Below are 25697 nucleotides of genomic sequence, written 5' to 3'. Positions count from 1 at the left end.
AGCTCCCACAAGAGTTTGTGGTGTGCCCAGATTGTGTGAGCAACACAGAAACCTGTGGGAGCGTGGCTTGCTCGCGAAAGCGGTAAATCAGGCAACAAAAAAAACGGCACCTTCCGGTGCCGTTTGCTTTCACACATCAACCATCACTTACGCGCATCCGCCCACGATTTCAGCAGTTCGTTGTAGCTCACGGTCTCGCCCTTCGGCTTCTCGTTGGCCAGTTTCGGTTTCGGTGCGCCCGGTTGGTCGAACCAGTATTGCGCGTCGCGTTCCGGGTTCATTTTCGGGGCGCACGTGGCTTGCGCTTTGGAGCGTTCCAGACGCGTCATGATCGCGTCCTGATCCTTGGCCAGGCCATCCAGCGCCTGCTGCGGAGTCTTCTCGCCGCTGGCCGCTTCGGCGATGTGGCTCCACCACAATTGCGCCAGACGCGGATAGTCCGGCACGTTGGTCCCGGTCGGGGTCCATTGCACGCGGGCCGGGCTGCGGTAGAACTCGACCAGGCCACCGAGCTTCGGCGCCAGATCGGTCATCGCCTGCGAGTTGATGTCCGACTCGCGAATCGGCGTCAGGCCGACAATGGTTTTCTTCAGCGACACGGTTTTCGAGGTGACGAATTGCGCGTAGAGCCACGCCGCCAGCTTCTGTTTCTCCGGCGTGGATTTCATGAACGTCCACGAACCCACGTCCTGATAGCCGAGCTTCATGCCCTCTTCCCAATACGGCCCGCGCGGCGACGGCGCCATCCGCCATTTCGGCGTGCCGTCGGCGTTGACCACCGGCAGGCCCGGTTTGGTCATGTCGGCGGTGAACGCGGTGTACCAGAAGATCTGCTGGGCGATGTTGCCTTGGGACGGCACCGGGCCGGACTCGGAGAAGGTCATGCCCGCCGCTTCCGGTGGCGCGTAGGCCTTGAGCCAGTCGACGTATTTCTGCGTGGCGAACACTGCCGCCGGGCCGTTGGTGTCGCCGCCACGGGTCACGCTGGAACCGACCGGATGGCAGTCCTCGACGCGAATCCCCCACTCGTCCACCGGCAAACCGTTGGGCAAGCCCTTGTCGCCGCCACCGGCCATGGAGAACCAGGCATCGGTGAAACGCCAGCCCAGCGACGGGTCTTTCTTGCCGTAATCCATGTGGCCGTAGACGCGTTTGCCGTCGATTTCCTTGACGTCTTCGCTGAAGAATTTGGCGATGTCTTCATAGGCCGACCAGTTCACCGGCACGCCGAGTTCGTAGCCGTACTTTTCCTTGAACTTGGCTTTCAGGTCGGCGCGTTCGAACCAGTCGGCGCGGAACCAGTACAGGTTGGCGAACTGCTGGTCGGGCAGTTGATAAACCTTGCCGTCCGGCGCGGTGGTGAACGAGATACCGATGAAATCCTTGATGTCGAGGGTCGGCGAAGTGAAGTTCTTGCCTTCGTTGGCCATCAGGTCGGTGATCGATTCGGTCTTGCCGTAGCGAAAGTGCGTACCGATCAAATCCGAGTCGTTGACCCAACCATCGTAGATGTTCTTGTCCGACTGCATCACCGTCTGCATTTTTTCCACCACGTCGCCTTCTTGCAGCAGGTCGTGGGTGAGCTTGATCCCGGTGATTTCGCTGAACGCCTTGGCCAGCACCTTGGACTCGTATTCGTGGGTGGTCAGGGTCTCGGAAACCACTTTGATTTCCATGCCGCGAAACGGCTCGGCGGCCTTGATGAACCACTTCAGTTCTTCGAGCTGCTGATCGGCCGTCAGGGTCGACGGCTTGAACTCGCTGCCAATCCATTTTTTCGCAGCGTCTTCGTAGGCATCGGCCCAGGCCGAAGCGCTCAAACCGCTGAGTGCCAGCATGGCTGCCAATGAAATGCTATGTCGCAGCTTATTGTTTTTATCGAACATAGAGACCTCCAGTTTGAGTTATGGAGCACGATTGCCGAGCGACTCGACTAGCCCCAGCGCATCACAACCAACAGCCACACCAGAGACAGCGCGGACGCCACCCAGATGCTCCAGTCGGTGACGCCGATTACCAGCAGATGCAGGTAGGCGCTGCCGAGAAGACCGATGAACAAGCGATCGCCACGGGTGGTGGCAATCGGCAGAAAACCGCGGCGCAGGATGCTCGGCGAGCGCAGTTCCCAGGTGGTCATGCCCACCAGCAACAGGCCGATGGCAATAAAGAACCCCGCCGTGGGGGTGGTCCAGCTCATCCATTCCATCATGCGTTCCTCAGACCCGACCCAGAGCAAAGCCCTTGGCCACGTGGTTGCGAACAAACCAGATCACCAGCATGCCCGGCAGGATGGTCAACACCCCCGCCGCCGCCAGCACGCCCCAGTCGATGCCCGAAGCGGAAACCGTGCGCGTCATCACCGCAGCAATCGGCTTGGCATTCACCGAGGTCAGCGTGCGCGCCAGCAGCAGTTCGACCCAAGAGAACATGAAGCAGAAGAACGCCGTGACACCGATGCCGGAACCGATCAACGGGATGAAAATCTTCACGAAGAACTTGGGAAAACTGTAGCCGTCGATGTAGGCGGTTTCGTCGATTTCTTTCGGCACGCCGGACATGAAGCCCTCCAGAATCCACACCGCCAGCGGCACGTTGAACAGGCAATGCGCCAAGGCCACGGCGATGTGCGTGTCGAACAGCCCGATCGACGAATACAACTGAAAGAACGGCAGCAAAAACACCGCTGGCGGCGCCATGCGGTTGGTCAGCAGCCAGAAGAACAGGTGCTTGTCACCGAGGAAGCGATAGCGCGAAAACGCGTACGCCGCCGGCAGCGCCACACTCAGCGAGATCACCGTGTTGAGGCTGACGTAATACAGCGAGTTGAGATAACCGGTGTACCAGCTCGGGTCGGTGAAAATCACCTTGTAGTTGTGCCAGGTGAAATCCTGCGGAAACAGGGTCAACCCGCCGAGGATTTCGGTGTTGCTCTTGAACGACATGTTCAGCAGCCAGTAGATCGGCACCAGCAGGAACAGGATGTACACCAGCAACGGAATCAGCTTTCTTTTGTGCATGGCCGGGCCCTCAGCGATTGGCGTCGGAATGGGTCATGGCGGTGTAGAACAGCCACGAGACCAGCAGGATGATCAGGAAATACACCAGCGAAAACGCCGCTGCCGGGCCCAGATCGAATTGGCCGACCGCCATCTGCGTCAAGGTCTGACTGAGGAAGGTCGTGGCATTACCCGGCCCGCCGCCGGTGAGCACGAACGGCTCGGTGTAAATCATGAAACTGTCCATGAAGCGCAGCATCACCGCGATCAGCAGCACGCTCTTCAACTTGGGCAACTGAATATGGCGGAACACCGCCCAGGCCGAGGCGCGGTCGATGCGCGCCGCTTGGTAATACACGTCGGGAATCGCCCGCAACCCGGAGAAACACAGCAGCGCCACCAGTGAAGTCCAGTGCCAGACGTCCATCACCAGCACCGTGACCCAGGCGTCCATGGTGTTGGCCGCGTAGTTGTAGCTGATGCCCAGCGCATTCAGGCTCGACCCGAGCAGACCGATGTCGGCGCGGCCGAAGATCTGCCAGATGGTGCCGACCACGTTCCACGGGATCAGCAGCGGAATCGCCAGGATGATCAGCACCACTGACGACCAGCGACCCTTGGTCGGCATGGTCAGGGCGACGGCGATGCCCAGCGGAATTTCAATCAACAGCACGCAGGCCGAGTAGATGAACTGGCGCAGCAACGAGTCATGCAGACGCGGATCGAGCAGCACCTGTTTGTACCAGTCGGCGCCGACGAAGTAGCGGCTGGACTGATCGAAGATGTCCTGCACCGAATAGTTGACCACGGTCATCATCGGGATCACCGCACTGAACGCCACCAGCAGGAACACCGGCAACACCAGCCACCAGGCCTTGTTGTTCTGCACCTTGTTCATGGCTGCACCTCGGTAGAGTCGGTGTCTTCAAGAAGAAATTCGTCGGCGTAGACCATCAGCCACTGCGCCGGAAAGCTGATGTACGCGGTGCCTTGCGGCACCGGTTTGTCTTCGGCCAGACGCACCTTCAACGGCGCGCCGTCAAGGTCGAGGGTGAGGATCTTGTAGGTGCCCAGGTCTTCGACGTGGACCACCCGCGCCTGCATCGCTTCGTCAAACGGTTCATCCCAGACATGGATGAACTCGGGGCGGATGCCGACCTTCAGATTTTTCCACTGACCGTGTTCGATATGCCGTTGCAAGGCGTCGGACAGTGGCAAGTGCGTCGAAGCGAAACCGACCCCGCCCGGCTGCGGCTGCACCTCGATCAGGTTCATCCCCGGGCTGCCGATGAAGTAGCCGACAAAGGTGTGGCTCGGCCGCTCGAACAATTCCCGCGGGGTGCCGAACTGCACGATCTGGCCGCCGTACATCACCGCGATCTTGTCGGCGAAGGTCGAGGCCTCCAGTTGATCGTGGGTGACGTAGACCATGGTGATGTTGAACTGCTCGTGGATCTGCTTGAGCTTGCGTCGCAGCTTCCACTTCAGGTGCGGGTCGATCACCGTCAGCGGTTCGTCGAAGAGGATTGCCGAGACGTCGTCGCGCACCAGGCCACGGCCCATGGAGACTTTTTGCTTTTCGTCAGCGGTGAGGTTGCGGGCCTTCTTGCTCAGCAGGTTTTGCAGGTCGAGGACTTCGGCGATTTCCTGCACTTTGCTGTGCACTTTCGCCTCGGCCATGCCCTGATTTCTCAGGGGAAAGGCCAGGTTATCGAACACGGTCATGGTGTCGTAGACCACCGGAAACTGGAACACTTGGGCGATGTTGCGCTTCTCCGGGGTCAGGTCATTGACCGCTTTGCCATCGAACAGCACATGCCCCTGCGAGGGGCTGAGCAGGCCGGAAATGATGTTGAGCAACGTCGACTTGCCGCAACCCGAAGGGCCGAGCAAGGCATAGGCGCCGCCCTGCTCCCAAATATGGTCCATTTCGCGGATCGCGTAATCGTCAGGCCCGCTCGGCTGCTTGCTGTAGCTGTGGGCCAGGTGCTGCAAACGAATTTCGGCCATCAGGCAACCCTCGCGACACGCCGGCCCGGTGCCTGCACCAGACGGCCCTGCGCATCGAACACGAACAGTTTGTGGGTCGGGATGTAGATGCGGATCGGCGCATCGACGTCGTATTCGTGAACGCCGGGCAGGTGCAGTACCAGCAGGAAATGTTCGTTGCGCACGTGCAGGAAGGTCTCCGAACCGCTGATTTCCGCCACTTCGACGGTGACCGCCAGTTCCAGATCGTCATCGTTGCTCGGCACCAGCGAAATGTGGCTGGGGCGCACGCCGAAGCGGAATTCGCCCTCGCCCACCGGCCGTAGATCGACGTTCAACGGGAAGTGCACGAAGTTGGCAAAGCTGACTTCGTTGCCGGCAATGCGCCCGGGCATCAGGTTGATCGGCGGTTCGGAGAACAACTCCGCTGCCAGCACGGTTTGCGGCTGGTGATACACCGAAGTCGACGGGCCGCTCTGGATCACCCGGCCTTCGTGAAGGATGGTCGTGGTGCCGCCCAAGGCCAACGCTTCGTTGGGCTCGGTGGTGGCGTAGATCGCGATGGTGTGGCGGGCCTTGAACAGCTCGCGCATCTCTTGGCGCAGTTCTTCGCGCAGCTTGTAGTCGAGGTTGACCAGCGGCTCGTCGAACAGGATCAGTTCGGCATCCTTGACCAGCGCCCGGGCCATCGCCGTGCGCTGCTGCTGACCGCCGGACAGCTCCAGCGGATGGCGCTGCAGGAACTTCTCGATGCGCAGCATCCGTGCGGTTTCCTGCACCTTGCTGTGGATGATGTCCTTGGCGACACCGGCCTGACGCAGCGGCGAGGCGATGTTCTCGAACACGGTCATGGTCGGGTAATTGATGAACTGCTGATAGACCATCGACACGTTGCGCAAGCGCACCGGGCGCTGAGTGACGTCGACGCCGTTCATCAGGACGCGGCCGCTGTCGGGCTTGTCCAGGCCGGCCATCAAACGCATCAGGCTGGTCTTGCCGGACAGCGTGCGGCCGAGCAGAACGTTGAAGGATCCGGGTTCGAAGGTCAGGCAGGCATCGTCGATCCAGGTCTGGCCCTCGACGGTACGGCTGACGTGCTCCAGGGTGAGTGACATGGCTCGGCCTTTTTTATTATTGGAGTCAAGCGACCTGTGCAGCAGAGCGACATTCGTGCCAGAAATGGCAAGTAGTTGATTTGTCGTGAAAAGTGTCGAAAACGTGGGGAACGGGCGTTCATTGCTGAACACATTTGAACAGTCGGGCGATTGACAATGAACAATAGTGAACAACACTCTATGAACTCATTTCGGTGAACACCGGAGATCCTGTGGGAGCGAGCTTGCTCGCGAATGCGGTGTGCCATTCAACCGATTCGGTGACTGATACGACGCTTTCGCGAGCAAGCTCGCTCCCACAGTTGATCTGTGTTTTGCTCAGGATTTGGGTTCATAACAACAATAAAAAACGCTGCATCAGAGGCCCACCACCATGGCCGCACCCGCTCCGCCGCTGTCCCACGACGCGATCGTCCAGACCTCCTGGCAACGTTGCCGCGCCTTCGGCCTCGACCATCAAAGTGCCCCGGCCTTCGACCAACTGCCTGCCGCCGGCATTGCGCAATTGCTCGACCGTCACCACTCACTGGTGCAAACCACGCATCAGGAAGTCCTGCCGTACTATGAGAACATCCTGAGCAACTCCAATTGCCTGATCATGCTCGCTGACCACCACGGCCAGGTGCTGACATCGTGGGGCACCCAGCGCTTTATCGAGCCGAACCTGGCCCGAGGGTTTAGCGCCGGGGCGAGCTGGATGGAACGCTGCAGCGGCACCAATGCCATCGGCACCGCGCTGGCCTGCGAGCAAGCGGTGCACATCGAGCACGATGAACACTTTCTGAAAGCCAACCGTTTCATGACCGGTTCCGCCGCGCCGATTTTCGATGCCGAGCGCAAGGTCATCGCCGTGCTTGACGTGTCCAGCGACAGCTACCTGCCGCCCTCGCACACCTTGGGCATGGTCAAGATGATGAGCCAGACCGTGGAGAACCGGCTGATCCTCAACCTGTTCCACGGTCAGCACTTTCAACTGACCTTCAACACCGGGTTGAACAACCTCGACAGTCAGTGGGCCGGTTTGTTGATTTTCGATGAGAGCGGGCAGGTGCTGTCGGCTAATCGCCGCGCGGACAATCTGCTCGGCGTGCGCCTGTCGCGGGTCAGTGTCGAGAGCCTGTTCAACGTGTCGCTGCTGGAACTGATGAATCAGCCCGACGGCTTGCCGTTTGCCTTGCAGACCTCGGGGCGCAACCGTTTCCAGTGCCTGTTGAAGCGACCGCAACAGGCGCCGATTCAGCCTCGGGTATTTGCCGAAGCGAAAACGGCGCCGATCAAAGCGCCGGGCGTGATCAGCCTCAACTCTCTGCATTTTGGTGACAGCCGCGTAGAAAAAGCCGTGCGCCAGGCCGAACGCCTGCTGGAAAAAGACATTCCGCTGCTGATCCACGGCGAAACCGGGGTCGGCAAGGAAGTCTTCGTCAAAGCGCTGCACCAAGCCAGTTCGCGCAGCAAACAGGCATTCATCGCCGTCAACTGCGCGGCGATCCCCGCCGAACTGGTGGAGTCGGAACTGTTCGGCTACGAAAAAGGCGCATTCACCGGCGCCAACCAGAAAGGCAGCATCGGCCTGATCCGCAAGGCTGACAAAGGCACCCTCTTCCTCGACGAAATCGGCGACATGCCGTTGCCGACTCAGGCGCGGTTGTTGCGGGTGTTGCAGGAGCGTTGCGTGCAGCCGGTGGGTAGCAGCGAATTGTTCCCGGTGGACTTGCGGATCATCTCGGCGACCAACCGCTCTTTACGCGAGCAAGTGCAATTGGGCCGGTTTCGCGAGGACTTGTACTACCGAATTGGCGGTTTGACGCTGGAACTGCCGCCGCTCAGAGAGCGCAGTGACAAGGAGGCGCTGTTCAAACGCCTGTGGGAGCAGCATCGTGAACCGACACAATGGGCCGGGCTCAGCCGCGAAGTGCTGGAGTTGTTCAGTCGTCATCCATGGCCAGGCAATCTGCGCCAGGTCAGCAGCGTGATGCAGGTGGCGCTGGCCATGGCCGAGGAACAACCGGTGCGGCCAGAGCATTTGCCGGATGATTTTTTTGTCGATCTGGAGATGGAGCCGGTGGAGGTGGCCGAGCCGTTGGGCATCGACCTGAGCGATGCCGAGGCGTTGAACCGGGAGTTGAAAGCCGCCGGGGGCAATATTTCGCATCTGGCGCGCAGGCTTGGGGTGAGCCGAAATACGCTCTACAAGCGTTTGCGGCAGGCTGAATGACTGGTTACCTGGGCGGACCCCATCGCTGGCAAGCCAGCTCCCACAGGGTTTCGGGTTGTACGCAACACTCGTGAACAACAAAAAACTTGTGGGAGCTGGCTTGCCAGCGATGGCGTCAGCCCTGTAACCACAAGACCCAAAGCCCAAAAAACAAAACCCGCACAAGGCGGGTTTTGTTTTAACGCGGATCAGGCAATCAGTCAGCCAGACGCCAGGTCGTGCCGCCCTTGCCGTCTTCCAGCACCACGCCCATGGCGGTGAGCTGGTCACGGATGCGGTCGGATTCGGCCCAGTCCTTGCCGGCGCGTGCCGCCAGACGTGCAGCAATCAGCGCGTCGACTTCAGCGGCATCGACACGCCCTTCGGCGCCCGCTTGCAGGAAGTCATCGGCTTCCAGCTGCAACACACCCAGCACGCTCGCCAGTTCTTTCAGACGTGCCGCCAGACCGGCCGCTGCGTCGAGATCGTTCTCGCGCAGACGGTTGATCTCACGCACCATCTCGAACAGCACCGCGCAGGCTTCCGGCGTGCCGAAGTCGTCGTTCATCACCGTGGTGAAACGCTCGACGAAGGCTTCGCCGCCGGCCGGGGCAACGCTCGGCAGACCTTTCAACGCGTGGTAGAAACGCTCGAGTGCGCCCTTGGCGTCCTTGAGGTTGTCTTCCGAGTAGTTGATCGCGCTGCGGTAGTGGCTGGACACCAGCAGGTAACGCACGACTTCCGGGTGGTACTTGTCGAGCACGTCGCGAATGGTGAAGAAGTTGTTCAAGGACTTGGACATCTTCTCGCCATTGATGCGGATCATGCCGCAATGCATCCACGCATTGGCGTAGGTCTTGCCGGTGGCCGCTTCGCTCTGGGCGATTTCGTTTTCGTGGTGCGGGAACTCCAGGTCACTGCCGCCGCCATGAATGTCGAACGTTTCACCCAGGCAGCAGGTGGACATCACCGAGCACTCGATGTGCCAGCCCGGACGCCCGGCGCCCCACGGCGATTCCCAGCTCGGCTCGCCCGGCTTGGCGGCCTTCCACAGGACGAAGTCCAGCGGGTCTTCTTTCGACTCGTCGACTTCGATGCGCGCGCCGATGCGCAGGTCTTCGATTTTCTTGCGCGACAGCTTGCCGTAGCCCATGAACTTGGCGACGCGGTAGTACACGTCGCCATTGCCCGGAGCATAAGCGAAGCCCTTGTCGATCAGGGTCTGGATCATCGCGTGCATGCCCGGAATGTGATCCGTGGCGCGCGGCTCCATGTCCGGCTTCTTGATGTTCAGGCGCGCTTCGTCTTCGTGCATCGCGGCAATCATGCGCTCGGTCAGCGCTTCGAACGACTCACCGTTCTCGCGGGCACGATTGATGATCTTGTCGTCGATGTCGGTGATGTTGCGCACGTAAGTCAGGTCGTAACCGCTGAACCGCAACCAGCGGGTCACCAGGTCGAACGCGACCATGCTGCGGCCGTGGCCGAGGTGGCAATAGTCGTACACGGTCATGCCGCACACGTACATGCGCACCTTGTTGCCATCCAGCGGCTTGAAGACTTCTTTGCTCTTGGTGAGCGTGTTGTAGATCGTCAGCACTTTATATTTCCTTGACGCGAATCACTGGCCCCACGAATCACGCAGGGTCACGGTACGGTTGAATACCGGCTGACCTGGTTTCGAGTCCTTGATGTCAGCAACGAAGTAGCCTTCGCGCTCGAACTGGAAACGGTCCTCCGGCTGTGCGTTGCCAAGCGATGGCTCAGCACGACAACCGGTCAGCACTTGCAGTGAGTCAGGGTTGATGTTGTCGAGGAAACTCGCGCTGTCTTCGGCCTTCTCCGGGTTCGGGGAACGGAACAGGCGATCGTACAGACGCACTTCGCACTCGATGCTGGCAGCCGCCGGCACCCAGTGGATCACGCCCTTGACCTTGCGGCCGTCAGGGTTCTTGCCGAGGGTGTCCGGGTCGTACGAGCAACGCAGTTCGACGATGTTGCCGTCGGCGTCCTTGATCGCTTCGTCGGCACGGATCACGTAGCTGCCGCGCAGACGCACTTCGCCGTTCGGCTCCAGGCGCTTGTAGCCCTTTGGCGGTTCTTCCATGAAATCATCGCGGTCGATGTAGATTTCACGGGCGAACGGCAACTGGCGCACGCCGAGTTCTTCTTTCTGCGGATGACGCGGCAGTTCGAGGTTCTCGACCTGACCTTCCGGGTAGTTGGTGATCACGACTTTCAGCGGGCGCAGCACGCACATGGCGCGCGGCGCGTTCGCGTCCAGGTCCTGACGGATGCTGAACTCGAGCATGCCGAAGTCGACCACGCCGTCGGAACGGTTGGTGCCGATCATGTCGCAGAAGTTGCGGATCGACGCCGGCGTGTAGCCACGGCGACGGAAGCCCGACAGCGTCGACATGCGCGGGTCGTCCCAGCCATTGACGTGTTTTTCATCGACCAGTTGCTTGAGCTTGCGCTTGCTGGTGATGGTGTAGTTCAGGTTCAGGCGGCTGAACTCGTACTGGCGCGGGTTGGCCGGCACCGGCAGGTTCTCCAGGAACCACTCGTACAGCGGACGATGGCTTTCGAATTCCAGGGTGCAGATCGAGTGGGTGATGCCTTCGATGGCGTCCGACTGACCGTGGGTGAAGTCATAGTTCGGGTAAATGCACCACTTGTCACCGGTCTGATGGTGATGAGCGTGGCGGATGCGGTACATGATCGGGTCGCGCAGGTTCATGTTCGGCGAGGCCATGTCGATCTTGGCGCGCAGCACGCGGGCACCGTCCGGGAACTCACCGGCGCGCATGCGCGCAAACCAGTCGAGGTTCTCTTCCACCGAACGGTCGCGGAACGGGCTGTTCTTGCCCGGCTCGGTCAGGCTGCCACGGTATTCCTTGGCCTGCTCCGGGGTCAGGTCGTCGACGTAGGCCTTGCCGGCCTTGATCAGCTCCACCGCCCAGTCGTGCAACTGGTCGAAATACTGCGAGGCGTAGCGCACTTCGCCGGACCACTCGAAGCCCAGCCACTTGACGTCGGATTCGATCGCGTCGATGTATTCCTGGTCTTCCTTGGCCGGGTTGGTGTCGTCGAAACGCAGGTGCGTGACGCCGCCGAACTCCTGGGCCAGGCCGAAGTTCACGCAGATCGACTTGGCGTGGCCGATGTGCAGGTAGCCGTTGGGCTCAGGCGGAAAACGGGTGACGATCTGGGTGTGCTTGCCCGAGTCCAGGTCTGCCTGGATGATCGGCCGCAGGAAATTGACCGGCACGGCAGGGCCGGACTTGGCATTCGAGGTAGGGTCGACAGTGGGCTTGCTCATAGGATCCTTGACTTACATGTGCGCGGCCGCAAAGGGGGCCAGACAAAACAAAGCCGCTATCATAGCCGATGCTGTCAAGGGGCTGACAGAGCGCGGCCTATAAAGGCGTGCATTTAATCGACGGGTTTTGGAAAAACAGCCTCGAAATTCGCGCCTGTCACGCTAAACTGCGCACCTTGGCCGATGCAGGCTGAACCGGTTGTGGGGCTGAATGTCCCAGAACCACGAATTCCTTATAAAGAGTAGCGATCATGACTCAAGTCAAACTGACCACCAACTACGGCGACATCGTCATCGAACTGGACGCGGAAAAAGCGCCAATCACCGCTGCCAACTTCATCGAATACGTCAAGAAAGGTCACTACGAGAACGTAGTGTTCCACCGCGTGATCAAGGGCTTCATGATCCAGGGCGGCGGTTTCGAGCCTGGCATGCAGGAAAAGAAAGACAAGAGCCCAAGCATTCAGAACGAAGCTGACAACGGTCTGAAGAACGAGAAGTACACCGTTGCCATGGCCCGCACCATGGACCCGCATTCGGCCTCGGCGCAGTTCTTCATCAACGCCACCAACAACAGCTTCCTCAACCACACCGCCAAGACCGCTCAGGGCTGGGGTTATGCCGTGTTCGGTAAAGTGGTTGCCGGTACCGACGTCGTCGACAAGATCGAAGGCGTTGCCACCACTTCCAAGGCCGGCCACCAGGACGTGCCGAAAGACGACGTGATCATCGAGAAAGCCGAGATCATCGAAGCGTGATATTGCTGATTTCAGATTTGCATCTGGAAGAGGAGCGCCCGGACATCACCCGGGCGTTTCTGGATTTGCTCGCCGGACGCGCCCGCTCGGCGAGTGCGTTGTACATCCTCGGCGACTTCTTCGAGGCGTGGATTGGCGACGACGCCATGACGCCCTTCCAGCGTTCCATCTGCCAGGCCCTGCGCCAATTGAGCGACAGCGGCACGGCAATCTTTCTGATGCACGGCAATCGCGACTTCCTGCTCGGCAAGGCCTTCTGCAAAGCAGCCGGCTGTACGCTGTTGAAGGACCCGAGTGTCGTGCAGTTTTACGGCGAGCCGGTGCTGCTGATGCACGGCGACAGCCTGTGCACCCGCGACGAAGCCTACATGAAGCTGCGGCGCTACCTGCGCAACCCGATCACCCTGTTCATCCTGCGCCACCTGCCACTGAGCACCCGCCACAAACTGGCGCGCAAGCTGCGCAGTGAAAGCCGCGCGCAGACGCGGATGAAGGCCAACGACATTGTCGATGTCACGCCTGAGGAAATTCCGCGGATCATGCAGCAATACGCGGTGAAAACCCTGATTCACGGGCATACCCATCGTCCGGCGATCCACAAGCTGCAACTCGGCGAGCAGGCGGCGAAGCGGATTGTGCTGGGGGATTGGGATCGTCAGGGTTGGGCGCTGCAGGTGGATGAGAACGGGTTTGCCCTGGCGCCGTTCGACTTTGCTCCGCCACTGGCTTTGCCGCACGGCTGAAGATCGCTACCCCCTCACCCCAGCCCTCTCCCCCAGGGGGGCGAGGGGGAAAGGGAGCCGATCTTCATGCTATTCAAAACCTGAGTTCAACTCGGTGGCTCAGGTCGGCGGACCTCGAAAGAAACCCTCAGTCAGTCCCCTCTCCCTCCGGGAGAGGGTTAGGGTGAGAGGCTTTTGACCTTAGTGTCCTGAAGCAGCAGGCCCGGCCTTCGCCGCAAACGGCGGTTTCGCCAGCCACACAATCAGAATCAGCCCCATAAAGCCCCAGCCCAACAACGTGAAGTAATCCACGGTGGAGAGCATGTACGCCTGACTGGTGAGGATCTGATCCATCTGCGCGTACGCCGATTGGCTCGCGCCGCCTAAATGGTTCAAGGTCTCGCGGGTCGCCGGTTCGAAGGTACTGATGCTTTCGCTCATGTACGCATGATGCTGATCGGCGCGGCGGATCCAGATCCAGGTGGTCAACGATGCCGCAAAGCTGCCGCCCAAGGTGCGCAGGAAGGTCGCCAGGCCTGCGCCGTCGGCGATCTGGCTTGGCGGCAGGTCGGACATCAGGATGCTCAGGGTCGGCATGAAGAACAGCGCCACGCCAATCCCCATGAACAGTTGCACTAGGGCGATGTGCTGGAAGTCCACCTCGTTGGTGAACTCGGCGCGCATGAAGCAGCTCAAGCCAATCGCGAGGAACGCCAGACCGGCCAGCAGGCGCAGGTCGAACTTGTTCGCGTACTTGCCGACAAACGGCGACAGCAGCACCGGCAGAATACCGATCGGCGCCACAGCCAGACCGGCCCAGGTCGCGGTGTAACCCATCTGGGTTTGCAGCCACTGTGGCAGGATCAGGTTGATGCCGAAGAACCCGGCGTAACCCAGCACCAGCACCAGCGTACCGATGCGGAAGTTGCGATGGGCGAACAGGCGCAGGTTAACCACCGGGTGCTGGTCGGTCATTTCCCAGATGACGAACACCGCCAGGGCGATCACCGAAATCGCCGCACCGATGATGATGAAGTTCGATTCGAACCAGTCCAGGTCATTGCCCTTGTCGAGGATCACCTGCAACGCGCCGACGCCGATGATCAGCGTGATCAGACCGACGTAGTCCATCGGCTGCCGACTGGTCTCCACCGGACGCTTGGCCAGTTGCGAGCGCACCACCATCACCGCAAAGATGCCGATCGGTACGTTGATGAAGAAGATCCACGGCCAGCTGTAGCTGTCAGTGATCCAGCCACCGAGAATCGGACCTGCAATTGGCGCGACCACCGTGACCATCGCCAGCAACGCCAGGGCCATGCCGCGCCTCGCGGGGGGATAGACCGCAATCAACAGGGTTTGCGTCATCGGGTACAGCGGCCCGGCCACCAGGCCTTGCAGCACGCGAAAGCCGATCAGTTCCGGCATCGACGTCGAGATACCGCAGAGAAACGAGGCCAGCACGAACAGAATGGTGGCCCACAAAAACAGCTTCACCTCGCCAAAACGCCGACTGAGCCAGCCGGTCAGCGGCAGCGCGATGGCGTTGCTTACGGCAAACGAGGTGATCACCCAGGTGCCCTGCTCCGAACTCACGCCGAGGTTGCCGGAGATGGTCGGCAGCGCCACGTTGGCGATGGTGGTGTCGAGCACTTGCATGAACGTCGCCAGCGACAGGCCGATGGTGCTGAGCAACAGGCTGGGCGGCGTGAAAGAGGCGTTATTGCTCATTGTGAATCCTATGAAACCGGGTTGACGCTATGGAGCGTGCCTGTTGTGGCGAGGGAGCTTGCTCCCTCGCCACAAAAGCCCGCACCTGAAGGATGTGACCTTAGCGTTGCGCGGTCTTGCTCACCGCAGCGCTGTTGTCGTGGATCAGTTGCGCAATCATCGCGTCGGCCTCAGCCAGCTGGCGGTCGTAGACGTTGGTGCTGAACGAGGCCTTTTGCGGCGGTTGCTGGGCCAGCACCGGGCCGCTCTGGTCGTGCAGGTTCACTTCAACGTTGGTCGACAGACCGACCCGCAACGGATGCTTGGCCAGTTCTTCGGCGTTGATGTGAATCCGCACCGGCACACGCTGCACGATCTTGATCCAGTTACCGGTGGCGTTCTGCGCTGGCAACAGAGCGAACGCGCTGCCGGTACCGGCGCCAAGGCTGTCGACGGTGCCGCTGTACTTCACGCTGCTGCCGTAGATGTCGGACTCGATGTCCACCGGTTGGCCAATGCGCATGTCACGCAGCTGGGTTTCCTTGAAGTTGGCGTCGATCCACAGTTGATCCAGCGGAATCACCGCCATCAGCGCGGTGCCTGGCTGTACGCGCTGACCGAGCTGCACAGTGCGCTTGGCGACGTAACCGGTAACCGGCGCGATCAGGGTGCTGCGGGCGTTGGTCAGGTACGCCTGACGCAGATCCGCTGCGGCGGACATCACGTCCGGATGCGACGAAACCACGGTGTCATCGACCAGCGCGCTGGTGGTTTTCAGTTGTTGTTTGGCGTTGGCCAGGGCGTTTTGCGCCGAGGTCAGATCGTCGCGGGCGTGGGACAGTTCTTCCTGGGAAATCGCCCCGCCGGCGGCGAGGTTTTTCCGGCGGTTGTAGTTGTCCTGAGCTTTCTGTACTTCGGCCTGTTGCGCGTTGACCTGGGCTTTCATGCCGTCAACGTTGCTGTACAGGCCGCGCACCTGACGCACGGTGCGCGCCAGTTTCGCCTGGGCACTTTGCAGGCCGACTTCGGCGTCGTTCGGGTCAAAGTTGATCAGCACCTGACCTTCGTGAACCAGATCACCATCGTCAGCGCCAATGCTGACCACGGTGCCGGTGACCAGCGGGGTGATCTCGACGACGTTGCCGTTGACGTAGGCGTCGTCGGTGCTTTCGTTGAAGCGCCCGATGAATTCGTGATACGCCCACACGCCAGCCCCGGCGAGCAGGACCAAGACGGCCAGCACCAGCAGCATGAATTTGCGCTTGCGTGGATTGCCAGTGTCGGGAGTGTTGGCTTGAGTTTGGGTGTTTTCGGCAGTGGCCATGACAAATACCTGAATTAGTTGTGCGACGTGGCTGGGGTGGCGTTGGCTGCGGTCAGGGTTTCACCCTGAAAGCCGCCGCCCAGCGCTTGCATCAGTTGAATCGACAGGTCGATCTGCTCGGCATTGAGGTTGGCCAGCTGACGCTGGGCCTGCAGCAATTGCTGCTCGATGCTGAGCACGTCCAGGTAGTTGCCGATGCCGGAACCGTAACGCTGGACGACGGTGTTGTAAGAATCCTGAGCAATCTCGGTGGCGTGTTGCTGCGCGCCGATCTGCCGGCCGATGTCACGCAACTGGTTGATCGTGTCGCTGACATCACCGAGGGCTTTCACCAGGCTTTTGTTGTACTGCGCCACCGCCAGATCGTAATCGGCGTCGCGCGCATCGAGGTTGGCGCGCAGGCGCCCGCCGTCGAAGATCGGCACCGAAATGGTCGGGGCGATGCTGAAGAAGCGACTGGCCGACCCGAACATCGCGTCACCCAACAAGGATTCGGCACCGGCCGAAGCCGTGAGGTTCAAGTTGGGATAGAAGCGGGTTTTCGCCGAGTCGATGTCTTTGCTCGCCGCCTCTACGCGCCAGCGCGCAGCGACCAGATCCGGACGCCGACCGAGCAGCTCTGCCGGCAGCACCGACGGCACCGCCACGGCGCTGGCTTGCAGGACTTTCGGTCGAGCAATTTCGTTGCCGCGATCCGGGCCTTTGCCAAGCAGTACGGCCAAGGCGATTTTCGCGCTGTTCAGACGTTTTTCAGCGTCGATCAGGCTGGCTTCGGAACTGGCCTCAAGGCTTTGGGTTTGCTGGAACTGGTACTGGCTGTCGATCCCGGCACTCAAGCGGCGCTGGCTCAGATCGAGCATCTGTTTGGTGCGTTTGAGGTCTTCGTTGGCCAGGTCATAAACGATGTGCGCCTGCCCCAGATCGCTGTAGGCGCGGGCCACGTCGGCGGCGAGGGTCAATTGCGCGGCCTGACGGTCGACTTCGGCAGCGCGAGCCTGACCGAGTGCAGCTTCCCAGGCATCACGCTGGCCGCCCCACAGGTCGAAGTTGTAATTGAAACCGGCGCTGACGTTACGCACGGTGGCGTAGGCATCGCCCTGCCCGCGCGGGTCCTGATCCTTGGCCAGCCGCGAACGGCTGATACCGGCGCTGGCGTCGAGGGTCGGATAGCGTTCGGCATCGGCGGCATACGCGGCGGCGCTGGCCTGATGGGCGCGGGCGGCAGCGATCTGCATGTCCGGGCTGTCGTGCAGCGCTTCGCGGATCAGCCCGTCGAGTTGTGGATCGCCAAGGCTGGTCCACCAGTCGCTCTGCGGCCATGCCGCCGGCGACAGAGTCACGCCGTTGAGGGACTGGCTGGCGATGAGGCTTTTCGCATCGAGGTTTTGGCCTTGAGTGTCGAGGCCGCTGTAGTTGGCGCAACCGGCGAGGATCATCGCCGACAGCAGCAGGGTCAGGCTGCTGCGCAAGGTTTTACCGCTCATTATGTTCACCTAAGCGCTGGATCGTGATCGGGTCACCGGCTGCCAGCAGGATTTTCTTGAGGATGTATTCCAGGGTTTTCAGCTCTTCACGAGAGATGGCGCCGGCCAGTTCATTCATCGCATCGGCGCCGATGTAGGGCAGGCGATCGGCCAGTTGCTGGCCCTGCTCGGTGAGCTTGAGCTGCACCTGACGGCGATCGCCTTCGCTGCGTTGGCGAACCAGGAAACCTTTCTGCTCCAGACGATCGAGCATGCGCGTCATCGAACCGCTGTCCAGCGACAGGTGCCGGCACAGCTCGGCCGGCGTGTCGACGCCGTACTGGGCCATGATGATCAACACCTTGAACTGCGCGGCGGTGATGCCGTGGGGTTCCATGTGGGTGTCGATGATCCGGTCCTTGAGCAACGCGGCGCGGCCCAGCAACAGGCCGAGATGGCAATGTTTGAATTCGTCCGGGGTGAAATGCTTCATGTGCTCACCTAATAACTGCCTAGGCAGTGAATGTATGTCGAGATGTTACTGCCTAGGCAGCGAATGTCAACGCAATAGTTAGGTTGCTTTGTAATTAGTTGACCAACGGACTGGGTTTTTGTGTTGCCCGCACTGATGCTTTCGCGAGCAAGCTCGCTCCCACAGGGATCTCATGCATACATGGATCAATGTGGGAGCGAGCCTGCTCGCGAAGGCCGCGCCTCGGTTCAAATAAACAGGTGCGCTCTAGAAATCGCGCTTGTAGAAGATATCCAGCGAACTGGCGACACCGCTGGCCGCTTCGACATAAACCTTCTTGCTCAGCTTGTAACGCAGCGCAATGGTGTTGGCCGGTTCGAACACGCCAACGCCGTAACGCAAACTGAGTTTCTCGGAGATGTTGCCGCTGGCGACCACGCTGGTGGTGTTGCCGCTGCCCTGGGTATCGAGCTGGAAGTCCTGAATCCCCAGGTCCTTGGCCAGACTGCTGGTGACCCCGGAGCTGCCCATCAAGCCCAGGCCCAACGCCGCTTGCGCGAGCATGTTGTTGTCTTCGCCGTTGGTGCTCAGCGGACGCCCGAGCACCAGATACGACAACGCCTGTTCCTGGCTCATGGCCGGTTCGGAGAAGATCTGCGTGGTCGGTTGCTCGGCACTGCCGCTCAGGCGAATACCGGCGATCACGTCGTCGGTCTGGCGAATCGCCTCGATGTCCAGGTACGGCTGATCGATCGGGCCGGCAAACAACAGTCGCGCACGGCGCACGTTCAGGCGCTGGCCGTAGGCGCGGTAACGACCGTCGTTGAGCCACAGCTCGCCACGGGTGTCCATGTTGTCGCCGATGTGCACGTGACCTTGCAGGTTGGCGGTCAGGCCGAACCCGGCGAAGCTCAGTTTGTCTTCGCCGACCACCACGTCGATGTCCATTTTCATCGCCAGCGGTGGTTTGCCCTCTTCGGTCTGCGCGCCAACGATGATCGTGTCGTCGGAGACCTTTACCGTCGATGGCGGCAGTTCGCGCACGGTGATTTCGCCTCTGGGCACCTGGACCTTGCCGGCAATTTTCAGCTCGTCGCCGGCCATGGAAATCTTCAGGTCTGGCGCCACTTCCAGTTTGGCGTAAGGCTCGACGGTCACCGGCAGTTGCGTGCCTTTAAGCGCGACATCGACCATCAGCGCCTGCCCCCAGGCGACGTTACCGTTCAGGCTGCCCTGCCCGCTTTTGCCGCTTTTCCAGCCGCCATCGAGGCGCACCGATTCGCCGGCAATCACTGCTTGCAGTTGCAGGTCCTTGAGCTCCATCGGCAGCTCGGCACCGGACACTTCACCGTCGCTGAGTTTCACCGTGCCGTTGACCAGCGGCGCCAGCAGACCGCCGGAAATCGTGCCGCTGCCGTTGAGGCGTCCGGTGAGTTTTTCGACCATCGGCACAAACGGCCGCGCCACCGACAGGTCCAGTCCGCTCAGGCGGAAAGAGCCGCTCAACGGTTTGTTTTTCGGCAGCGGATTGAGCTGCGCCTGCACCATCAACTCGCCGAGTTTGCCGCCGACGAAGTTGAGTTCGGTGTCCACGCGCTTGGGTGTGAGTTTGCTGGTGAGCTTCAGGGTCTGGTACGGGAAGTCCAGCCACTGATCCTTTTCTTTCATGCGCAAGGTGCCGCCGCTGGCGTCGATGCTGACCACGCCATTGGGGCCGCTGGCCGGCAGATCCAATTGCAGATCGGCGTTGAGCCTGCCTTGCCAGGCAAAGTCTTTCGGCAACCACTGCGCGAGGCTTTCGATCGGGAACTGCTTGAGGTGGTAACGCAGTTTCGGCTCCGGCAGCAGGCGCTGATCTTCGCCGCACAGGCTGGCATTGCCGGACATCCAGCAATGCGCGCCGAAGTTGATCTTGCCGTCGGCGAGGCGTTCGAGTCTGGCCGGGCTCTGCAGTTTCCAGTCCTGGCCGCCGGCCTGAATATCGCCGCTGGCCAAACGACCGCGCCAGTTGCCCTGGTCCAGATTGCCGTCCAGACCGAGGGCCAGTTTCAACTTCGGCCCGAGCAGGTCGAGGTTGAGTTTCTGGCTCTTGATGTCGCCTTGGGCGCTGGCGGTCAACACACCGAGGTTGGTGTCACCGGCCTGAATGCCGCTGCCCTTGAGGTCGATCTTTGCCCGTTGCGCACTGTCGAGCGTGGCATCGAGATTGAGGCTTTGCAGACGATTGTCCTGAAACGCCAGTTGCGAACCATGCAAGCCGAGCTTGCCTTGCGGTGCCTTCAGCGAACCAGCGACATTGACCAGCCCCGTGACCTGCCCGCGCAACTGCGGCCAGAGCTGGGCCAGGCGCGTCAGCTTGATGTCGATCTGCCCGGTCAGTTTCTGTTGCAGGCTGCCCTTGCCGCTGATGCTGTTATCGCCGAGGCGGATTTGCAGGGCGTTGAGGTTCCACTGCTCGCCGGCGCCGTCCGCCTTGGCCTGGAGGATCGCCGGTTGCCCGCGCAATTTGCCTTTGAGGTCGAGGTCGGCGGTGAGGCTCAGGCGTTCGTTCTTCATCTCGCCTTTGCTGCGCAACGGCCCGGCCAAGGTGCCCGGCAACTCCGCAACCCAGTACGCCGGGTTCAGCGCTGACAGATCCAGCGCCGTGTCCCAGGCGATGCCATCGGCGAACTGCACGTTGACATGACCCTCAGCCTTGCCCTGCCCGGCTTCCATCTTCAATTGCGGCAAGGCGATCTGTTTCAGACTGCCGCTGAACGGACTGCTGAGGCTGAATGCGCCCGCCGGACCGTCCAGTGCGGCGGCGAAGTTACCGATGTACTGACCGTCGGTGTAGGAGACTTCGCCAGTGAAGGTGCGCAAGGCGACTTGGGGTTCATCGATTTCGTTATAGAGCCGATGCCACGGAAAGTCCTGCCAGTTGATGTTGGCTTGGGCGCTGAGGCCTTTGCTCCAGTCAACACTGCCGGTGAGTTTGAGGCTTTGTTTGTCGTTGGCCGTCAGGTCGAGGCCGGCAATCTGCGCGCCACTGGCGTCGACTTTGCCTGTAAGCAGCAACGCCACCGGGCCTTTGTCGGCGGGCAGCGTGGCGTTGCCGTTTAACTGGTAACCGTTTTTCAGATCGCCTTCGCCGGTCAAGACCAGTTGATTGAGTTGCAGGGTGTCCGGCAGATCGGCGCTGGGTTTGAATGCCTCGGAGGTGATGCGCACCTTGGCCGGCAGGTTTTCGGCCAGCGGTTGCAGTTCGCCGCTCAACTGGCCGTCGAGGTAACCGTGGCTGTCGGCGTGCAGGTTGAGGGTTTTCAGCAGATCGCCGTCGACTTTCAACGCCAGCGTCCAGGGGCCGGTGCCTGGGGACGGCAGGCTCAGGTCACCAGCGATGTTCAGCGGCCAGTTACCGGTCGGTTGCAGCAGACCGGAGAGGTTCAGGCTCAGGTCGTCGCGCTGCAGTTTCACGCTGTCGATCTGCAGGCCCTTGGCGGTCCAGTGCGCCGCCAATTGCAAGCCCTTGAGCTGTTCGCTGCCGTTGAACAGCAGGCTGCCTACTTGCACGTCGCCCAGTTCGATGGCCACCGGCAATTGCAGATCCGGCAGTTGAATCGGGCCGCTGTCGGTGGTTTCCTCACTCGGCGGGAATTGCAGAATCACCTGATCAGCCTTGAGCTGTTCGATGCACAGGGTCATGCGCGTCAGGCACAGCGGCGACCAGGCGAAAATCGGCTTGCTCAGTTCGACCCGGCTGCTGCCCTGTTGCCACAACAGATGATCGGCGCTCCATTGCCCGCCGAGGCGACCCTGGAAATTCTCCACGCTCAAACCTGGCACCAGGCTCAGCGCCCAACGGCTGCCTGCTTGCGTCCCGAGTATCGCGCTGATGCTCAATACCAGCAACAGCACCAGCGCCAACAATGCCAGTGCCGCTATTTTCAAACCACGCTTCACAGCTCAGGCCCCATGGAAAAGTGCAGCCGGATGCCGCCGTCGTCGTCCAGCGCGTGAGCCAGGTCGAGGCGGATCGGCCCCACCGGCGAGACCCAGCGCACACCGATACCGACCCCGGTCTTGAGGTTCGGCAGTTCGAGTTTGTTGAAGGAGTTGCCCTGGTCGACGAAGGTCGCGACCCGCCACTTCTCGGCAATCGAATACTGGTACTCGACGCTGCCGGCGACCATGTAACGCCCGCCGATGCGGTCGCCCTTGGCGTTTTCCGGGGACAGGCTCTGGTAGTCGTAACCGCGCACGCTCTGATCGCCACCGGCGAAGAAACGCAGCGACGGCGGTACCGAGTTGTAACCGTTGGTGGCGCTGCCACCGACCTGCACCCGGCCGAGGAAGCGGTGGTTGTCGAACACTGTGGTCAGGCCTTTGATCAACGCCGTGCCATAAAGCAGGTTGTTGTCGGAGCCGAGGCCTTCCTTCGCCACTTTGCTTTCAAAGGTCAGGCGATAGCCGTTGTGCGGGTCGATGCGGTTGTCACTTTTGAGGTACGAATAGCTGATGCCAGGCATCAACAAGGTGCTCAGGCCGGAGTCGTCGCCGAGCTGATATTCCTCGCGCTGCCATTTCAGCGAGATCACCCGCTGCCAGCCGCTGGGCAACTTGCTGTGCCATTCCGGGCCGAAGGTCAGCAGCTTGCTCAGGGTGTCGGAGCCGTCGATGTCTTCGTATTGATAACCACCGGCCCAGCGCAATTTATCGGTCAACGGCGGGTCGAGCGGGATGTCGTAGAACAGCCCGACGTTTTGCCGTGGCGCCGACAGTTCAGCCTCCCAACCGTAGCTATCGCCCTGCGGGTTGACCCAATGACGCGTCCAGTTGGCTTTGATCCGGGGGCCGACGTCGGTGGAATAACCGAGGCCCAGGCCCATGGTGCGCGGCTTGCGTGTGTCGAGTTTGACGTCGACCGGGATCACGTCGTTTTTCGCCGCCGTCGGTGCGGCATCGACACGTACGCCTTCGAAATAGCCGCTCGATTGCAGGTCGCGGTTGAGTTCGGCGATCAGCTCGGAGTCATACGGGTCGCCGGCCTTGAACGGCACCATGCGTTGCAGCAGGTCTTCGTCGAACGGCGTGTCGCCCTCGAAACTGACGCTGCCCAGCGCATAACGCGGGCCGCTGTCGTAGATCAATTCAACGTCGGCCACCCCGGCACGCGGGTCGACCAGGAGTTTTTGGCGGGTGAAATGACCACTGAAGAAACCGAAGCGCGAGGCCTGGTTCTGGATCAGCCGTTTGGCGTCTTCATAACGCCCATGGTTGAGCACGGCGCCGGACTTGAGCGTGTCACTGCTCGGCACGCGAAAGGATTTGAGGGAGGCCGCGGGCCCGTCGACGCGGATAGTCACGTTGCGCAGACGAATCGGTTCGCCAGGATCGATGTTCAGCACCAGGCGCGGTTTTTCACCGCCCTTTACATCGCTGTCGATCTGCGGCTGGTAATAACCCAAGGCCTGCGCGGCTTTGCGCGCCTGCTCCTCAGCCCCGCGACTGAAGCGCAGCAAGGCTTGTTCGTCACGATCGCCGAGGCTGCCGATATAGCCTTCTATATTGGCCTTGAGTTCGTCGTTGGACGGTTTGATCCGCACGTCCAATTCACTTTGCGCCAGCGCCGCGCAGCTGGTTAACAGCAGGAGCACGCCACTGGTAAATCTTCCTGGAAACTTCATAGGCGCGGATGCTATCACGGGCTTGGGAGCGTGATAGAACAGGAAATTCCCGAAGAAGTTCGATTGCTATGCTGTTGCAGTTTGTAACACCTGCGGATTGGCGTGGAAAAATACATGTTCGCGCACCGGGCCGACGGCCACTTCGCCAATCTCTTCGTAGCCCTGGCGTTTATAGAATTCCAGGTAACGCGGGTTGCCGGTGTCGAGTACGACGCCTTGCGAGGTTTCGTCCACCGCACACCAGTTGTGCACCGCCGTCAGCAACTGCTCACCGAAATGTTTACCTTGAAACTGCGGGTGGATTCCCAGCAGCGGCAACATGTGCACCGAGTCGCTGGGCACGCACGCCGCCACCGCATCGTGATAGGCCAGATAACGCCGGGTGCAACGGAAACCGATGCTGAGCACCATGCGCAGGCGCCACGCCCAGCTCTCGGTGATCCCCAGACGCCGTTGCGGCGGCGCGATCAGTGCAATCCCGATCAGGCGGTCGTTGACCAGCAGACCGATGGCCGGCAGGTCCTGCAGGAAATGCTGCTTGACCAGCTCACGCACTGTGGCCCGTACGCGCTGCTCGTAGCCCGGCCGCTCGGCCTCGAACAAGTAACCGAAGGTCGGCTCGTGGCGGTACGCCTGATACAGCAACGATCGGGCTTCGCGCGAGTAACCGCGGTCGAGCATGTGGATGTCGGCGATGGCAGTCTGGGTTTCAGGCATGACGGTGATTCTCCCCCGGGGCGCAGCGCAAATGACTGCGCTCTTGTTGGTACGAACCTGTTGCAGGTGGCGCAGTTCCCCACAGGTATAGACCAACTCGGGATCTTCATCGACCGGGCGGGCCTCATCGCTGGCAAGCCAGCTCCCACAGTGCCTGCGTCGCACACAAAATATGTGAACACCATTGAACCTGTGGGAGCTGGCTTGCCAGCGATGGGGCCCCTACAGACAGCACACATCTGACAGAACACAGCGAATCTACTTACCCCACACTGGCCCCCATCCCACATGTCAGCTAGCATCGCCCTTTTGCCAGGACTGCCGACCATGAAGATCGTTTCCTTCAACATCAACGGACTGCGCGCCCGTCCGCATCAGCTGGCAGCGCTGATCGAAAAGCATCAGCCGGACGTGATCGGCCTGCAGGAAACCAAGGTCCACGACGACCAATTTCCGTTGGAAGAAGTGCGTGCGCTGGGTTATCACGTTTATTTCCACGGTCAGAAAGGCCATTACGGCGTTGCCCTGCTTTCGCGCAGTGAGCCAATCGCGATTCACAAAGGCTTCGCCAGCGATGAAGAAGACGCCCAGCGCCGCTTTATCTGGGGCACCTTCGCCGACGCCAATGGCGTACCGGTGACCATCATGAACGGCTACTTCCCGCAGGGCGAAAGCCGCGACCATCCAACCAAGTTCCCGGCCAAGCAGCGCTTCTACAGCGACCTGCAAACCCTGCTGGAAAGCCAGTTCCACAACGAACAGCCGCTGGTGGTGATGGGCGATGTGAACATTTCCCCGGAAGACAGCGACATCGGCATTGGCCCGGACAACATGAAGCGCTGGTTAAAAACCGGCAAATGCAGCTTCCTGCCGGAAGAACGTGAATGGATGGCCCGCCTGAAAAACTGGGGCCTGACTGACAGCTTCCGCCACCTCAACCCGGACGTGACCGACCGGTTCAGCTGGTTCGACTACCGCAGCCGTGGGTTTGAAGATGAACCGAAACGTGGCCTGCGCATCGACGTGATCCTCGCCTCCCATGGCTTGCTGCCACGGGTCAAGGATGCGGGCGTGGACTATGAACTGCGCGGCATGGAAAAGCCGTCGGATCATGCGCCGATCTGGCTGGAACTGGCCTGACCTTCGAATCGCCTGAAATCCCCTGTGGGAGCGAGCTTGCTCGCGAATGCGGAGTGTCAGTCACCCGATGTGTTTCTGATGAACCGCATTCGCGAGCAAGCTCGCTTGT

Annotated in this window: 19 protein-coding genes; 4 read left to right on the top strand and 15 right to left on the bottom strand. The window is 60.9% G+C overall.

Annotated elements, in window-relative coordinates; all coding sequences use genetic code 11:
• Positions 1-143 precede the first annotated feature (143 nt).
• The 6 genes from OC71_RS21785 to OC71_RS21760 are packed head-to-tail and all read right to left on the bottom strand — an operon-like array spanning position 144 to position 6100.
• A complete protein-coding gene (locus OC71_RS21785; RefSeq protein WP_041073279.1) occupies positions 144-1886 on the bottom strand; it encodes an ABC transporter substrate-binding protein in 1743 nt (580 codons plus the stop codon).
• 47 nt (positions 1887-1933) lie between these two features.
• On the bottom strand, positions 1934-2206 hold the full coding sequence (locus tag OC71_RS21780) for a DUF2160 domain-containing protein (RefSeq protein WP_027614647.1): 273 nt from the start codon (positions 2204-2206) through the stop codon (positions 1934-1936).
• Positions 2207-2216: 10 nt separating this feature from the next.
• Positions 2217-3017, bottom strand: a complete 801-nt coding sequence (locus OC71_RS21775) for a carbohydrate ABC transporter permease (RefSeq protein ID WP_041073277.1) — start codon at positions 3015-3017, stop codon at positions 2217-2219.
• 10 nt (positions 3018-3027) lie between these two features.
• On the bottom strand, positions 3028-3894 hold the full coding sequence (locus OC71_RS21770) for a carbohydrate ABC transporter permease (protein WP_007961995.1): 867 nt from the start codon (positions 3892-3894) through the stop codon (positions 3028-3030).
• Positions 3891-5006 carry an ABC transporter ATP-binding protein gene (locus tag OC71_RS21765; RefSeq protein WP_041073275.1) on the bottom strand — a complete coding sequence of 372 codons (1116 nt, stop codon included), beginning with the start codon at positions 5004-5006 and terminating at the stop codon, positions 3891-3893. The genes OC71_RS21770 and OC71_RS21765 overlap by 4 nt, the downstream gene beginning before the upstream one ends.
• A complete protein-coding gene (locus tag OC71_RS21760) occupies positions 5006-6100 on the bottom strand; it encodes an ABC transporter ATP-binding protein (RefSeq protein ID WP_041073274.1) in 1095 nt (364 codons plus the stop codon). Before OC71_RS21760 ends, OC71_RS21765 begins: the two co-directional genes overlap by 1 nt.
• Positions 6101-6473: 373 nt before the next feature.
• Between OC71_RS21760 and OC71_RS21755 the strand changes: the two genes are divergently transcribed.
• Positions 6474-8315: a sigma-54-dependent Fis family transcriptional regulator gene (locus OC71_RS21755; protein ID WP_041073272.1), complete on the top strand. Its 1842-nt coding sequence runs from the start codon at positions 6474-6476 to the stop codon at positions 8313-8315.
• A 196-nt stretch (positions 8316-8511) separates the two neighbouring features.
• On the opposite strand, the gene cysS is transcribed toward OC71_RS21755, so the two are convergent.
• Positions 8512-9894, bottom strand: a complete 1383-nt coding sequence (cysS, locus tag OC71_RS21750) for a cysteine--tRNA ligase (protein WP_041073270.1) — start codon at positions 9892-9894, stop codon at positions 8512-8514.
• A 21-nt stretch (positions 9895-9915) separates the two neighbouring features.
• Positions 9916-11616 carry a glutamine--tRNA ligase/YqeY domain fusion protein gene (locus OC71_RS21745; RefSeq protein ID WP_041073268.1) on the bottom strand — a complete coding sequence of 567 codons (1701 nt, stop codon included), beginning with the start codon at positions 11614-11616 and terminating at the stop codon, positions 9916-9918.
• Positions 11617-11867: 251 nt separating this feature from the next.
• On the opposite strand from OC71_RS21745, the gene OC71_RS21740 reads away from it, so the two are divergent.
• Positions 11868-12374, top strand: a complete 507-nt coding sequence (locus tag OC71_RS21740; RefSeq protein WP_027614639.1) for a peptidylprolyl isomerase — start codon at positions 11868-11870, stop codon at positions 12372-12374.
• Positions 12371-13117, top strand: a complete 747-nt coding sequence (gene lpxH / locus OC71_RS21735; protein WP_041073266.1) for a UDP-2,3-diacylglucosamine diphosphatase — start codon at positions 12371-12373, stop codon at positions 13115-13117. The genes OC71_RS21740 and lpxH overlap by 4 nt, the downstream gene beginning before the upstream one ends.
• A 180-nt stretch (positions 13118-13297) precedes the next feature.
• On the opposite strand, the gene OC71_RS21730 is transcribed toward lpxH, so the two are convergent.
• The 7 genes from OC71_RS21730 to OC71_RS21700 form a co-directional block, all read right to left on the bottom strand.
• Positions 13298-14827 carry a DHA2 family efflux MFS transporter permease subunit gene (locus tag OC71_RS21730; protein WP_027614637.1) on the bottom strand — a complete coding sequence of 510 codons (1530 nt, stop codon included), beginning with the start codon at positions 14825-14827 and terminating at the stop codon, positions 13298-13300.
• A 100-nt stretch (positions 14828-14927) separates the two neighbouring features.
• Complete coding sequence (locus OC71_RS21725; protein ID WP_041073264.1) at positions 14928-16130, bottom strand: efflux RND transporter periplasmic adaptor subunit; 1203 nt, start codon at positions 16128-16130, stop codon at positions 14928-14930.
• 14 nt (positions 16131-16144) lie between these two features.
• Entirely contained in the window at positions 16145-17614 is a 1470-nt protein-coding gene (locus OC71_RS21720; protein ID WP_041073263.1) for an efflux transporter outer membrane subunit, read from the bottom strand.
• Positions 17604-18086, bottom strand: a complete 483-nt coding sequence (locus OC71_RS21715; RefSeq protein WP_041073261.1) for a MarR family winged helix-turn-helix transcriptional regulator — start codon at positions 18084-18086, stop codon at positions 17604-17606. The genes OC71_RS21720 and OC71_RS21715 overlap by 11 nt, the downstream gene beginning before the upstream one ends.
• Positions 18087-18332: 246 nt before the next feature.
• The gene (locus OC71_RS21710) at positions 18333-22007 is read right to left on the bottom strand and encodes a translocation/assembly module TamB domain-containing protein (protein WP_041073259.1); all 3675 of its coding nucleotides are present in this window, start codon (positions 22005-22007) and stop codon (positions 18333-18335) included.
• Positions 22004-23731: an autotransporter assembly complex family protein gene (locus tag OC71_RS21705; RefSeq protein ID WP_041073257.1), complete on the bottom strand. Its 1728-nt coding sequence runs from the start codon at positions 23729-23731 to the stop codon at positions 22004-22006. The genes OC71_RS21710 and OC71_RS21705 overlap by 4 nt, the downstream gene beginning before the upstream one ends.
• A 66-nt stretch (positions 23732-23797) precedes the next feature.
• A complete protein-coding gene (locus tag OC71_RS21700; RefSeq protein ID WP_041073255.1) occupies positions 23798-24448 on the bottom strand; it encodes an N-acetyltransferase in 651 nt (216 codons plus the stop codon).
• 327 nt (positions 24449-24775) lie between these two features.
• Here OC71_RS21700 and xthA point away from each other — a divergent pair, with 327 nt between their 5' ends.
• On the top strand, positions 24776-25588 hold the full coding sequence (gene xthA / locus OC71_RS21695; protein ID WP_041073254.1) for an exodeoxyribonuclease III: 813 nt from the start codon (positions 24776-24778) through the stop codon (positions 25586-25588).
• The last annotated feature ends 109 nt before the right edge of the window (positions 25589-25697 follow it).

Source organism: Pseudomonas sp. W15Feb9B (assembly GCF_000828175.1).
Taxonomy (GTDB): domain Bacteria; phylum Pseudomonadota; class Gammaproteobacteria; order Pseudomonadales; family Pseudomonadaceae; genus Aquipseudomonas; species Aquipseudomonas parakoreensis.
This window is presented reverse-complemented; position numbering and strand designations above follow the sequence as displayed.

Excerpts from the sequence above, each read along its gene's own strand:
- OC71_RS21785 (WP_041073279.1), bottom strand. The coding sequence starts at position 1,886 with ATGTTCGATAAAAACAATAAGCTGCGACATAGCATTTCATTGGCAGCC.
- OC71_RS21780 (WP_027614647.1), bottom strand. The coding sequence starts at position 2,206 with ATGGAATGGATGAGCTGGACCACCCCCACGGCGGGGTTCTTTATTGCC.
- OC71_RS21775 (WP_041073277.1), bottom strand. The coding sequence starts at position 3,017 with ATGCACAAAAGAAAGCTGATTCCGTTGCTGGTGTACATCCTGTTCCTG.
- OC71_RS21770 (WP_007961995.1), bottom strand. The coding sequence starts at position 3,894 with ATGAACAAGGTGCAGAACAACAAGGCCTGGTGGCTGGTGTTGCCGGTG.
- OC71_RS21765 (WP_041073275.1), bottom strand. The coding sequence starts at position 5,006 with ATGGCCGAAATTCGTTTGCAGCACCTGGCCCACAGCTACAGCAAGCAG.
- OC71_RS21760 (WP_041073274.1), bottom strand. The coding sequence starts at position 6,100 with ATGTCACTCACCCTGGAGCACGTCAGCCGTACCGTCGAGGGCCAGACC.
- OC71_RS21755 (WP_041073272.1), top strand. The coding sequence starts at position 6,474 with ATGGCCGCACCCGCTCCGCCGCTGTCCCACGACGCGATCGTCCAGACC.
- OC71_RS21745 (WP_041073268.1), bottom strand. The coding sequence starts at position 11,616 with ATGAGCAAGCCCACTGTCGACCCTACCTCGAATGCCAAGTCCGGCCCT.
- OC71_RS21740 (WP_027614639.1), top strand. The coding sequence starts at position 11,868 with ATGACTCAAGTCAAACTGACCACCAACTACGGCGACATCGTCATCGAA.
- OC71_RS21730 (WP_027614637.1), bottom strand. The coding sequence starts at position 14,827 with ATGAGCAATAACGCCTCTTTCACGCCGCCCAGCCTGTTGCTCAGCACC.
- OC71_RS21725 (WP_041073264.1), bottom strand. The coding sequence starts at position 16,130 with ATGGCCACTGCCGAAAACACCCAAACTCAAGCCAACACTCCCGACACT.
- OC71_RS21720 (WP_041073263.1), bottom strand. The coding sequence starts at position 17,614 with ATGAGCGGTAAAACCTTGCGCAGCAGCCTGACCCTGCTGCTGTCGGCG.
- OC71_RS21715 (WP_041073261.1), bottom strand. The coding sequence starts at position 18,086 with ATGAAGCATTTCACCCCGGACGAATTCAAACATTGCCATCTCGGCCTG.
- OC71_RS21705 (WP_041073257.1), bottom strand. The coding sequence starts at position 23,731 with ATGAAGTTTCCAGGAAGATTTACCAGTGGCGTGCTCCTGCTGTTAACC.
- OC71_RS21700 (WP_041073255.1), bottom strand. The coding sequence starts at position 24,448 with ATGCCTGAAACCCAGACTGCCATCGCCGACATCCACATGCTCGACCGC.
- xthA (WP_041073254.1), top strand. The coding sequence starts at position 24,776 with ATGAAGATCGTTTCCTTCAACATCAACGGACTGCGCGCCCGTCCGCAT.